Raw genomic sequence first — 12,753 nt, 5'->3', positions numbered from 1 at the left:
GTACAATAAAGGAATATATTTACATAGGAGAGAGATGGTCTAAAGATGAAACAGCAAGAAGCAATCCGAATCATCACCGAACGATTACAGCACGATGAAGCGGTTCAAGCAATTTTTATGAAGGGCTCATTCGGTCGGGGAGAAGCCGATGAGCATTCCGATATCGACCTCTATGTCATGGTACACCCCGATGAAGAGGTCTGTTTTCTATCTAGACGCCTCGAGCATGTAACCGCCTATCGTCCGATTCTGTTAAAAGACGAGATTCACATCGTCGCTCCACAACTCATCGCCGTCTTTGATGATTTTCTTCACCTCGACCTGTTCACGGTCACGCAAGAGACGTTGAATCATCAAGACTCGATTCATGTGCTCTACGACCCACAACAGCGACTTGCTAGACACGCCACTTCCTTGCAATTAGACGAAGCGACAATCAGTGACCATGCGTTCGATACCGTGTGGTTCTTTTTCCAATATACAAAATCACGCAATCGAGGCAACGCGATGTGGGCAACGGAGATGCTCCGGCAAGGAATGGTCCATTTCGCATATGTGTTAGCCGCTCACCACACACCGGACCGGGCTTCCCTTGGTTTAAAAGATGTGACGCAGCGACAAGAAATCGACCTCCGCTCATTTTATGACCATTTGACCCCCACCTCACACGAAAAAGCCGCCCACATCTATCTGGAGCGACTTCAGGTAGAGCAAACTTTTTTCACATCACTACCTGGCTACAACGTGTTCGGACCGTTCATGGAACAGTTGATTCAACGAGAAACAAGCCGTCCTGGCATATAGGGCGGCTTGTTTTTTAGTATCTTGCTTGGCGTTTCGTCGAACGAATCGTGAAATAGAGGAACAGTTCCAGTACCGCGATGGCGATGAGAATGCCGCCGAACAGTTGGAACAAAACAAGTAGGCTACTGAACGGATTCGTCAACATGAGAATCCCGACACCTATCCACAATAGACTTCCAATCAAAAACCAAAGCCATCGTCCCGACATCGATTGACGGTAACCGAGTGCCTGAATCAGGCGGATAATTCCACCGAATAAGAACAAGGCTCCAATCAAAATCGGGAGAAGACTAGCTAGCGTCTCTGCGAAGAAAAAGACGACCGCTGCCAAAATCAAATAGATGAGACCCATAAAGAAAGTGGGTGGCAACCCTCCCTGACGTCGACGCAACCCTTGAAAGATCATCCAAATCCCCATGATCGCTAAATAACCGGCAATGACATACACCATGACATCAAAGAAAAATCGAGGATATAACAAAATGAGAACACCAAGTACAAAATAAATGACCGCTTGCCATAACGTCGAACGTTCCAAACGCCGAATGAATGCCTCCATTTTCCCACACCTCCGTTTACTCGTTTCTATCTCTATTCCCCTCTGACCGGCTTGCAATCCCACAAAAAAAGCTGAGCGTCAGAAGACACTCAGCTTAGCGATTATTTACGCTTTTTCTTTTTGTTTTTCTTTTCTTCTTCAGCAAGCGCTGCACGCTCTGCTTCTTTCGCAGCGATTTTCGCTTCAGCCGCAACCTTCATCTTCTCACGCATCGGGAGCATGATTGCCATCGTGACGATGATCGAGATGATATAACCGACTACCCAGTATAACGAAAGGGCAGCTGGAAGGTTGATCGACATGACGAAGATCATAACCGGGAAGATATAAAGCATCATCTTCAACTGCGGGTTCTGTTCTTGACCCGCCATTGAGATTTTTTGTTGTGCGAACGTCAAGATTGCCGCTAAGATCGGCAAGACGAACGTTGGATCCGGAGCACCGAGGTCGAACCATAAGAAGTTCGCTTCGAAAATCTCAGGTGTACGGCGAATCGCATCATAGAATGCGAAGAGAATCGGCATTTGAATCAAGATCGGCAAACATCCCGCGAGCGGGTTGATTTGGTATTCCTGATAAAGCTTCATCATCTCTTCTTGGAGTTTACGTTGTGTTTCCTGGTCTTTTGAGCTGTACTTTTCACGAAGCTTCAGCATTTCTGGTTGCAACACTTGCATCGCACCCATACTCTTCGTCTGCTTGATCATGAGTGGGAGAATCAACAACCGGACGATAATCGTCGCGATGATGATTGAAATCCCGTATTGCCACGGACCACCGACCAAGTAAGCAACTTCCTTCAAAAGCCATGCGAGCGGCCATACAAAGTACTTCGCCCAGAAACCTTCTGTGTCAGCCGTTACTGGTTCGGCTTGGATGGTAGACGGATCCACACAGCCTGCCATCAGCATGATGACCGCGGTCATGGCAGCGAGTAATCCTAATTTTAGCTTTTTGCTCATAGTTCCTCCTACGCTTTCTTTATCAATTCTTTTTAACGCACACGTCGATCGGGCAATCTTATCAGACTCTAATTATATGAGAGAACAAATTCAGATTGTCATGGTCACCGGCCCTGCTTTTGCCAAACCTTGGCCCGTTTGAATACGTGTTTCAAACTCTCGGTCACTTCCGACTGCGTCAATGCGGTCGCAGGTTTTCGAGCGATGATGACATAATCATTCGGTGCAACGTTTGGTTCGAGCAAGCGAAGCGACTCACGCATCAATCGTTTCATCCGGTTCCGTTCCACAGCATTTCCAAGTTTCTTACTGACGGAAAGACCCACTCTGAAATGCGTTTGATCCGCTTTGAGCGTGTAGACGACAAACTGACGATTGGCCACGGAGCGTCCTTCGCGAAACACCGCTTGGAACTCTTCATTCTTTTGCAGGCGGTATTCTTTTTTCAAAATTCTCACTCCATCCTTCGCTTCAAAAATCGTCAACTAACATCATATCATATCCACATCATTTGAACGAGGGAGAATCCATGAAATACTACGTTTCTGTGACAAACTAAAAAATTGCCCGAGGAAAGGATCCCCGGGCAATCTTCATTCAGAATTATACAGTCAAGGCTTTACGGCCTTTACGACGACGAGCAGCAAGAATGTTGCGACCGTTTTTAGTCGCCATGCGTGCACGGAATCCGTGAACTTTCTTACGCTTACGGTTGTTAGGGTTGAAAGTTGGTTTCATGGTTACAGCACCTCCTCAAGATTAACGCTCTATTAGCAAGTTATAGTTTCATTTAAGGCAGTCTTTAAGATTATATAAATCGATTCAACAATTGTCAATGTATTTTCGGATGGTTTTCGAATTCGTAGAATGAGGCACTCAGAAAGCATTCATCCACATGGATTCGATCCTTATCCGAAGGACGAGTAGGGGATGAATGTATACACAACCTTTACGTATTTTATAAACGGTCTTTATAAATAGCCACGTTGAGCCATTTTATCCACAAAATCTCGAAGTTATCCACATTTATATGTGAATAACTCCTCTTTTTTCATATTCTTATTCTTTATTTTTTCATTTTCTTCTTTTACAAAAACAATCTTTCATTTCACTTCTTCCTCTTTTGTGTATAACTTTTTCATCTCATATTCTATCATTAGTGCTTTATCCACAATATATCCACAGGTTATCCACAAAACACACAGCATGTGGATAAGTGGGTGTGGATACTTTTCTTTATCTGTGGATAAATACCAAAAAGCATTGCCACGTCTATTTTATTTTGCTAAACTGAATGTGCACAAACTTGTGGATGAACAATTCGTGATTCCAAGATATACACAGGCTGTGGATAAGTGTTATCCCCATAATGAACACCATGTGGATAACTTTATCCACAGTTTTTGTTCTCTGGGGATAACCCTAGTTTCTACTATAGAATAGTGTATGTGTATATCGTGTGAATAAGTTTTACCCAACATGTGAGTAAAGGAGGTCTTTCATTGAAGAATGCTCGCGAGATTTGGAGAAATGTCTTATCGGTAATCGAGGAAGAAGAACGAACTCCAAAAGCCAGTTTTGACATGTGGTTGAAATCAACCGAGGGGATATCATTGATGGGAACGACGCTCGTTGTGTCGGCACCCGCCAGTTTTATCGTCACGTGGTTAGAGCGACAGTATCTCTCTCTGTTACAAGATACGGTTGAAGAGATCACAAACAACAAGCTTGAAATTCATTTCATCGAGGAATCTCAAGCACACAAGTATGCTCCAGCGGATGGATCGTCAAATGAGTCCATCGCCGTGACAGAAACAAAAGAACAGCCCGTGCTATTACCTTCAAAAGAGGAAGGGGATCTTGGTCAACTGAATGACAAATACATTTTCGAGACGTTTGTCATCGGATCGGGGAACCGTTTTGCCCACGCCGCATCACTTGCTGTCGCTGAAGCACCTGCACGCGCCTATAACCCGCTCTTCATTTACGGAGGCGTTGGACTTGGTAAAACACATTTGATGCATGCGATTGGTCATTATGTAAAAGGTCAAAAACCGGGGGCTCGCATTGCCTATGTCTCTTCTGAGAAGTTCACAAATGAATTTATCAATTCGATTCGGGATAATAAGACCGGTGAGTTTCGGAACCGTTATCGAAACATTGATGTACTATTGATTGATGATATTCAGTTTTTAGCAGGGAAAGAACAAACCCAAGAAGAGTTTTTCCACACATTCAATGCATTGCACAACGATCAGAAACAAATCGTGATTTCAAGTGATCGACCACCAAAAGAAATCCCGACGCTAGAGGATCGACTTCGTTCACGCTTTGAATGGGGCCTAATCACAGACATCACACCACCGGACCTTGAGACGCGAATTGCGATTCTTCGCAAAAAAGCGACCGCGGAAGGGCTTGATATCTCGAATGAAGTCATGCTGTATATCGCGAATCAAATCGATACGAACATTCGGGAACTAGAAGGGGCACTGACACGAGTCGTCGCTTATGCAAAACTTGTCGGACGACCAATCGACCCGGACGTGGCAGCCGAAGCGCTTCATAATATCATGCCTGTCCAGGAAGCGAAGAAAATTGTCATTCGCGATATTCAAGAAGTTGTCGGTCAACACTTCAACATTCAAGTAGAAGAATTGAACTCGAAAAAGCGAACCAAGACGTTGGCATTCCCACGTCAAATCGCAATGTATCTCTCGCGGGAGATGACGGAGAGCTCCTTGCCAAAAATCGGGGAAGAGTTCGGAGGGCGTGATCACACGACTGTGATTCATGCACATGAAAAAATTAGCACCCTTCTAAAGAACGATGTGGAAATGCAAGAGACGATTCAAACGTTGAAGAAGGCACTTTCTAACTAATGAAGAATTCTCTGTGGATATCCTGTGGATAAACCACCTTAGTTATCCACAAGTTATTCACAGGCGAAATGGCTTAACACGTATGGATTAGGGGACTTATCCCCAGTATCCACAGCCCTTATTACTATTATGACTTAATTAATACTATTATATTATTAGGAAATGGACTCATTTCACCTTAGGAGGAATTATCCACATGCATTTAACGATTCAACGAGATGTATTCATGCAAGCCGTACAAGACGTATCAAAAGCTGTGGCTTCACGAACGACCATTCCAATTTTGACAGGCTTGAAACTTGAGGCACATGCGGATGGCTTAACACTGACAGGAAGTGATACCGAGATTTCGATTGAACGCTTGATTCCAATCGAAGAGGGTGGAATTGAACTCATTCAAATTCAACGTGCTGGAAGCGTCGTGTTGAACGCACGCTTCTTAGGAGAAATTGTGAAGAAGTTACCGACGAACGAGGTCACACTCGAAGTTTCACCGAACTTCATGACGCGCATTGAGTCTGGTCAGGCAGAGTTCCATTTAAACGGTCTCGACCCGGATGAATATCCACGCCTACCTGAACTTGCGAGTGATCGTCGCTTCTATTTGCCGGCTGATCTATTGAAGACCATCATCCGTCAGACGAGCTTCGCTGTTTCTTCACAGGAGACACGTCCCGTATTGACAGGGGTTAACTTCTCAGCAGAGAAGGGCTTCCTTACATGTGTCGCAACCGATAGCCACCGTCTGGCGCTTCGTCGTGCACGTTTTGAGACAGATAACGATTTGACGTTCCAAAATGTCGTCGTTCCTGGCCGCTCACTCAACGAATTGGCAAAATTACTCGACCGTGAAGAGTTACCGATTGAAATCGTCTTAACGGACCAACAAATTTTATTCCGTATGAAAAACATCTCATTCTTCTCTCGTTTGTTAGACGGTGCCTATCCAGACACGTCACGTCTCATCCCGGAAGAATATCGTACAGCCGTTCGGATGAATGCGAAAGAGTTCTTACAGGCCATTGACCGTGCATCGCTCTTAGCACGTGCCGATCGCAACAACGTCATTAAATTTGTGGCGGAAGATACAACGGCAGTTGAAGTCTCTTCACACTCACCTGAAGTCGGAAAAGTATCGGAACGTGTCAGCATCCTGTCGCTTGAAGGAGAAGAACTAAAAATTTCCTTCAACTCGAAATTCGTGATGGACGCGCTCCGCGCACTCGATGCATCTGAAATCGAAATCCAGTTCACGGGTTCGATGCGACCGTTCATTTTACGACCGATTGAACAAGATAGTGTTCTTCAACTGATTTTGCCAGTCCGCACATCGTAAGCTGCGGATAGGGATGATGAGGTGTCTTGCCTTGTCATCCCTCTTTTTGCCTTATTCGACGATTTTCGATAAACTAATATGTATGGCGATTTTTTCAGATCAGCATGTGAGAAAGGAAGTGACGACATGGAAAAAGTGTCGATTACAACCGAGTATGTAACGCTCGGACAATTTTTAAAATTAGCAGATATCATCTCGAGTGGGGGACAAGCAAAGTTCTTTTTAGAGGATGTCATGATTAAAGTGAACGGTGAGCAGGACCAGCGCCGCGGTCGTAAATTAAGAGATGGAGATACAATCGAAGTCGAAGGCTTCGGGGAATATCAAATCGAGGGAAACTGACGTGCATTTAAAGTCGATCCGATTGCAAAACTATCGCAACTACGAAACCCTCGAGCTAGATTTTTCAGAACAGACGAATGTTCTGATTGGTGAGAACGCCCAAGGAAAAACGAATCTTCTCGAATCGATTTACGTACTTGCGCTCGCAAAATCGCATCGGACGACACAAGACCGTGAGTTAATCGGTTGGGAAGCCGATGCTGCGAGTATCGAAGGACGGATTCATAAACGGACGGGCGAATCGGTGCAGAGTCTCTCTTTTTCTCCTAAAGGCAAGAAAGCAAAGCTCAATCATTTGGAACAACGTCGTCTCAGTGACTATGTCGGCGCATTTAACGTCGTCTTGTTCGCCCCAGAAGACTTAGCCATCGTGAAAGGCAGTCCGCAAGGGAGACGGCGATTTTTAGATATGGAAATCGGTCAGGTCAGTCCGGTGTACTTACACGAGCTCAATCAATACTTGAAGACGTTGAAACAACGGAACGCCTTGTTGAAGCAGTTATCCACAAAAGGTGGCGACGAGACGTTACTTGAAGTCTTGACGGATCAATTGATTGAACTTGCCGTAAAAATTGTGATGAGACGCTATCACTTCATCGACCAGCTCGAAAAATGGGCCAATCCCATCCATTCCGGAATCACAAGAGAACTCGAAACACTGACGATTCAATACGTTTCCGACACGTTCCAAAAAGAACGCTTCTCAAAAGAACAGATGTTTGAAACGTATCGTCAAAAGTTTGATAAAATAAGAGAGAACGAACGACGAAGAGGTGTGACCTTATTTGGTCCGCATCGTGACGATTTTGAATTGTATGTCAACAATCGAAACGTTCAAACGTTCGGTTCACAAGGTCAGCAACGAACGGCGGCCTTGTCATTGAAGCTAGCTGAGATTGAATTGATTCATGAAGAAGTAGGCGAATATCCTCTGTTGTTATTAGACGATGTGTTATCTGAGCTTGACGATCATCGCCAAACCCATCTCCTCGATACGATGGGACGGAAAGTACAAACGATTTTGACTACAACAAACATTGACGGGATTGCACATGAGACCATTCAACAAGCTAAAGTGTTTCACGTGAAACAAGGTGAGGTTGAAACGGAGTCCGTGTAATCGTGGCAAGAAGGAACACCAAATCATGTATAGTAGGTGAAAATAACCGATGAGTAATGAAAATGAAAAAGAATTGCAAGCGTACGGCGCCGATCAGATTCAAGTCCTTGAAGGCTTAGAGGCTGTCCGTAAACGTCCAGGGATGTATATCGGTTCCACAAGCTCTCGCGGTCTCCACCATTTGGTATGGGAGATTGTCGATAACTCAATCGATGAGGCGCTCGCTGGTTATTGTGACACGATCACAGTGACGGTCGAGCCAGGGAACTCGATCGTTGTGGAAGACAACGGACGTGGGATTCCGGTCGATGTTCAAAAGAAAACGGGTCGACCTGCCGTTGAAGTTATTTTCACGGTGTTGCACGCAGGTGGTAAGTTCGGCGGTGGCGGATACAAAGTATCAGGTGGTCTTCACGGTGTCGGGGCGTCGGTTGTTAACGCCTTATCGACGAAACTTGAAGTGTTCGTTCGTCGCGATGGAAACGTATATTACCAATCGTTCAAACGTGGTGTTCCACAAGGTGAACTCGAAATCGTCGGGACGACTGACACGACAGGGACGACAGTTCGTTTCTTCCCAGACGGAGACATCTTCCAGGAGACACTCGAATATGACTTTGATTTGTTAGCGACACGCTTACGTGAGCTCGCCTTCTTGAACAAAGGGTTACGAATCGTGGCTAAAGATGATCGTAGTGACGAGACGATTGAACGGAACTATCACTATGAGGGCGGAATCAAGTCTTATGTCGAGCACTTGAACCGGTCAAAAGCGTCGATTCATGAAGAGCCTGTGTACGTACACGGTACGAAAGACGGAATCGAAGTCGAAATCGCGCTTCAATACAACGAAGGTTTCGCAAGTAACATTTATTCATTCACGAACAACATTCCGACGCATGAAGGTGGGACGCACGAGACTGGATTTAAGACGGCGCTCACCCGTGCCATTAATGATTATGCGAAGCGATTCGGATTGATGAAGGAAGCCGATGGTAGCCTCTCAGGGGATGATGTCCGTGAAGGATTGACGGCGATTGTTTCGGTCAAGCACCCTTCTCCTCAGTTTGAAGGGCAGACGAAGACAAAACTCGGGAATGCCGATGCGCGTACGGCAACGGACACATTGTTCAGCGACACGTTCGAACAATTCCTACTCGAGAACCCGTCGGTCGGTCGCCTCATTGTCGACAAAGGCTTGATGGCGGCACGTGCGCGTCTTGCTGCGAAACGTGCACGCGAGATGACACGTCGGAAAGGGATTCTCGAAGTCAGTTCATTGCCAGGGAAATTGGCAGACTGTTCGTCAAAAGATGCATCGAAATCTGAACTATACATCGTTGAGGGTGACTCAGCGGGAGGTTCTGCGAAATCTGGACGTGATCGTCACTTCCAAGCCATCCTTCCGATTCGAGGGAAAATCATCAACGTTGAGAAAGCACGTCTTGATAAGATTTTGGCCAACCAAGAAGTCCGGACCATCATCACGGCTCTCGGAACAGGGATTGCCGATGAGTTTGACTTATCGAAAGCGCGCTATCATAAACTCATCATCATGACCGATGCCGATGTCGATGGTGCGCACATTCGGACGTTATTGTTGACGTTCTTCTATCGTTACATGCGCCCACTCGTTGAAAGTGGATACGTCTATATCGCGCAACCACCACTCTATGGTGTGAAGCACGGGAAAGAAACCATCTACGTTCAAAACGACCGTGAGTTGCAGGCAGCGATTGCACAACTTCCTGAAAATGCACGTTATAGCGTTCAACGTTACAAGGGTCTCGGAGAGATGGATCCTGAACAGTTATGGAATACGACGATGAACCCGGAAACACGTTCGATGCTTCGTGTCGACCTGCAAGATGCAATCGAAGCGGATGAAATCTTCGAAACGCTCATGGGTGACAACGTCGAACCACGCCGTGACTTTATTCAATCTCACGCCCATTACGTGAAGAACCTCGATATTTAATAAGAAGGGTAGGCAATAACGAATGGCAGAACAAGAAAATATCAAGGATATAAATATTAGCCAGGAGATGCGAACGTCGTTCATGGACTACGCGATGAGCGTCATCGTATCACGTGCCCTTCCGGACGTGCGAGATGGATTAAAGCCGGTTCACCGTCGTATTTTATATGCGATGAACGAACTAGGTATTCGCGCGGACAAGCCACATAAGAAGTCGGCGCGTGTCGTCGGGGACGTCATCGGTAAGTACCACCCACACGGTGACTCAGCCGTTTATGAGACGATGGTCCGCATGGCTCAGGACTTCAGTTATCGCTACGAATTAGTCGACGGTCACGGGAACTTCGGTTCAGTCGATGGCGACTCGGCCGCTGCGATGCGTTATACCGAGGCACGTATGTCTAAAATTGCGATGGAACTCGTACGAGACATCGGAAAAAACACGATTGATTATCAACCGAACTTCGATGGTGAAGAAAAAGAACCAGTCGTACTTCCGGCACGTTTCCCGAACTTCCTTGTGAACGGTACGAGCGGAATTGCGGTTGGTATGGCGACGAACGTTCCGCCTCATAACTTGAACGAGGTCATCGACGGTGTACTGGCGCTTTCTCACAACCCGGACATCACGATTGCAGAATTGATGCAACATATCCCGGGCCCTGATTTCCCGACTGCAGGAGAGATTTTGGGACGTAGTGGGATTCGTCGTGCATATGAAACTGGACGCGGATCGATTACGATGCGTGCGAAAGCTGAAATCGAGGTCTTGAAAAATGGCCGTGAACGGATCCTCGTGCACGAGATTCCTTACCAAGTCAACAAAGCGCGTCTCGTTGAAAAGATTGCCGATTTGGTTCGCGACAAGAAAATCGAGGGAATCACGGACTTACGCGATGAATCAGACCGTAACGGGATGCGCATCGTGATTGAAGTTCGCCGCGACGCGAATGCGAGTGTCATCTTGAATAACTTGTACAAGCAAACACCGATGCAAACGACGTTCGGTGTTAACATGCTCGCGCTTGTAGGCGGTCGTCCAAAAACGTTGAACATCAAACAAGCAATCTATTACTACATCGAACACCAAAAAGAGGTCGTGCGTCGTCGTACGCAATTCGATTTAGACAAAGCGGAAGCACGTGCCCACATTTTAGAAGGTCTTCGTGTTGCCTTGGATCACTTGGATGAAGTCATCGCCATCATCCGTAGCACACGCACAGGTGACGAGGCTCGTGAAAAGTTGATTGCCCGCTTTGGACTTTCGACTGAACAGACTCAAGCAATCTTAGATATGCGTCTCCAACGCTTGACTGGTTTGGAACGCGAGAAGATTGAAGGCGAATATCGTGAAGTGAAAGCGTTAATCGAAGAACTTCGTGCGATTCTCGGAGACGAAGAATTGCTACTCGATATCATTCGTAACGAGTTAATCGAAATCAAAGAGCGATATGGTGATGCTCGTCGTACGGTGATTCGTACGGATATCGTTGAACTCGAGGACGAAGATTTGATCCCAGTTCGCGACATGATGATTACGCTCACGAGCGAAGGATATATCAAGTCGATCCCATCGGATTCATATCGGACACAGCGCCGTGGTGGACGTGGGAAACAAGGTATGGGAACGAATGATGAAGACTTTGTGCTTCGTCTGCTCTCCGCGTCGACACACGATACCATCCTGTTCTTCACCAACTTCGGACGCGTCTTCCGTCTCAAAGGATACGAAATTCCTGAGATGAGCCGTACCGCGAAAGGGATGCCGATCATTAACTTGCTTCAAATCGACAAAGGTGAAAAAGTCGAAACGATGATTCCTGTCGATTTCAATAGTTACTTGGCTAACCAAACGGTAGCGGAAGAGACACAGGATGAGTCTGAAGAAGTAGCAGACGAGCAGTTGTCTCTCGTCTTCATCACGAAAGAAGGATTGATTAAGCGTTCGCCACTTTCGGCATACGCCCGAATCAACAAAAACGGTCTACGTGCCATCAGTTTGAATGAGACAGATGAACTCGTCACGGTCCGTTTAGCGAAGAGCGACGATGAAATGTTGATCGTCACACGCCAAGGTATGTCGATTCGCTTCCCACTCGAAGGAGAAGTTCGTTCGATGGGACGTACGGCACGAGGCGTTCGCGCGATTCGATTGAAGAAGGAAGACGATTTGGTCGTCTCGATGGAAATCGTTCGCACCACGCAAGACGTCTTGATTATCACTGAAAAAGGATACGGAAAACGTACGGCCATGGAACAGTTCCGCACACAAGGTCGTGGCGGTTCCGGTATCATCGGAATTAAGACAGATCGTGGAACAGTCGTCGGGATGCGTGTCGTTGATGAAGACGATGACATCATGCTGATGACCGAACTCGGTGTTGCGATTCGGATTGATTCACAAACGATCTCTCAAATGGGTCGAAGTACTCGCGGTGTGAAAGTGATGAACATCGAAGAGGGCGATCGTTTAGCGACTATCGCAAAGTTGAAAAAAGATGAGTTAGAAGAGGAATCAGCAGTCGATTTGGAGAATGGGTTTGAGGATGAAGCACCTGAAACCGATGAATCGTCTGATGTGAATGAGTAAGACGAGAGGTCGAACGGTGTTTCCGTTCGATCTTTTCATATATTAGGAGGGATTCGCGTGCGTTTGAACTTATCCACTGTACATGTTGGGATGACGCTATTGTCACCCGTTTCTTCTTTAGAAGCCGGAATCCACTTAACCAATGAACATTTACGTTTGCTCCGTTTCTTAAAAATCGAA

General features: G+C 46.3%; 12 protein-coding genes (1 of these 12 cut by a window edge). 8 read left to right on the top strand and 4 right to left on the bottom strand.

Features of this window, described 5'->3' with window-relative positions:
* Positions 1–45: 45 nt before the first annotated feature.
* Positions 46–804 carry a nucleotidyltransferase domain-containing protein gene (locus F3H97_RS13415; protein ID WP_196431645.1) on the top strand — a complete coding sequence of 253 codons (759 nt, stop codon included), beginning with the start codon at positions 46–48 and terminating at the stop codon, positions 802–804.
* 13 nt (positions 805–817) lie between these two features.
* Here the strand turns inward: F3H97_RS13415 and F3H97_RS13410 are convergent, their stop codons facing one another.
* The 4 genes from F3H97_RS13410 to rpmH form a co-directional block, all read right to left on the bottom strand.
* Positions 818–1,363 (bottom strand): HdeD family acid-resistance protein, encoded by a 546-nt coding sequence (locus F3H97_RS13410; RefSeq protein ID WP_196431644.1) that lies wholly within the window; start codon positions 1,361–1,363, stop codon positions 818–820.
* A gap of 101 nt (positions 1,364–1,464) precedes the next feature.
* Entirely contained in the window at positions 1,465–2,325 is an 861-nt protein-coding gene (yidC, locus tag F3H97_RS13405) for a membrane protein insertase YidC (protein WP_015880218.1), read from the bottom strand.
* A 104-nt stretch (positions 2,326–2,429) separates the two neighbouring features.
* Positions 2,430–2,774, bottom strand: a complete 345-nt coding sequence (gene rnpA, locus F3H97_RS13400; RefSeq protein WP_015880217.1) for a ribonuclease P protein component — start codon at positions 2,772–2,774, stop codon at positions 2,430–2,432.
* Between the two features lie 154 nt (positions 2,775–2,928).
* The gene (gene rpmH / locus F3H97_RS13395; protein ID WP_015880216.1) at positions 2,929–3,063 is read right to left on the bottom strand and encodes a 50S ribosomal protein L34; all 135 of its coding nucleotides are present in this window, start codon (positions 3,061–3,063) and stop codon (positions 2,929–2,931) included.
* 764 nt (positions 3,064–3,827) lie between these two features.
* Here rpmH and dnaA point away from each other — a divergent pair.
* The 7 genes from dnaA to F3H97_RS13360 all read left to right on the top strand — a co-directional run.
* On the top strand, positions 3,828–5,207 hold the full coding sequence (dnaA, locus tag F3H97_RS13390; protein WP_015880215.1) for a chromosomal replication initiator protein DnaA: 1,380 nt from the start codon (positions 3,828–3,830) through the stop codon (positions 5,205–5,207).
* Between the two features lie 196 nt (positions 5,208–5,403).
* Entirely contained in the window at positions 5,404–6,543 is a 1,140-nt protein-coding gene (gene dnaN, locus F3H97_RS13385; protein WP_196431643.1) for a DNA polymerase III subunit beta, read from the top strand.
* Positions 6,544–6,669: 126 nt separating this feature from the next.
* On the top strand, positions 6,670–6,885 hold the full coding sequence (yaaA, locus tag F3H97_RS13380; protein ID WP_015880213.1) for a S4 domain-containing protein YaaA: 216 nt from the start codon (positions 6,670–6,672) through the stop codon (positions 6,883–6,885).
* A 1-nt stretch (position 6,886) separates the two neighbouring features.
* Positions 6,887–8,005 (top strand): DNA replication/repair protein RecF, encoded by a 1,119-nt coding sequence (gene recF, locus F3H97_RS13375; protein ID WP_159563190.1) that lies wholly within the window; start codon positions 6,887–6,889, stop codon positions 8,003–8,005.
* A gap of 49 nt (positions 8,006–8,054) precedes the next feature.
* The gene (gene gyrB, locus F3H97_RS13370; protein WP_074035264.1) at positions 8,055–9,983 is read left to right on the top strand and encodes a DNA topoisomerase (ATP-hydrolyzing) subunit B; all 1,929 of its coding nucleotides are present in this window, start codon (positions 8,055–8,057) and stop codon (positions 9,981–9,983) included.
* 22 nt (positions 9,984–10,005) lie between these two features.
* Positions 10,006–12,573, top strand: a complete 2,568-nt coding sequence (gene gyrA / locus F3H97_RS13365) for a DNA gyrase subunit A (protein ID WP_015880210.1) — start codon at positions 10,006–10,008, stop codon at positions 12,571–12,573.
* A 57-nt stretch (positions 12,574–12,630) separates the two neighbouring features.
* Positions 12,631–12,753 carry the 5' portion of an HD-GYP domain-containing protein gene (locus F3H97_RS13360; protein ID WP_196431642.1) on the top strand. 867 nt of this gene lie beyond the right edge of the window, so 123 of the gene's 990 nt are visible here — the first part of the coding sequence; it begins with the start codon at positions 12,631–12,633; its stop codon lies off the right edge, out of view.

This window comes from Exiguobacterium sp. SRB7LM (assembly GCF_015712685.1).
GTDB lineage: Bacteria > Bacillota > Bacilli > Exiguobacteriales > Exiguobacteriaceae > Exiguobacterium > Exiguobacterium profundum.
The sequence above is the reverse complement of the archived record's forward strand: the minus strand, read 5'-3'. Positions and strand labels throughout refer to the sequence as shown.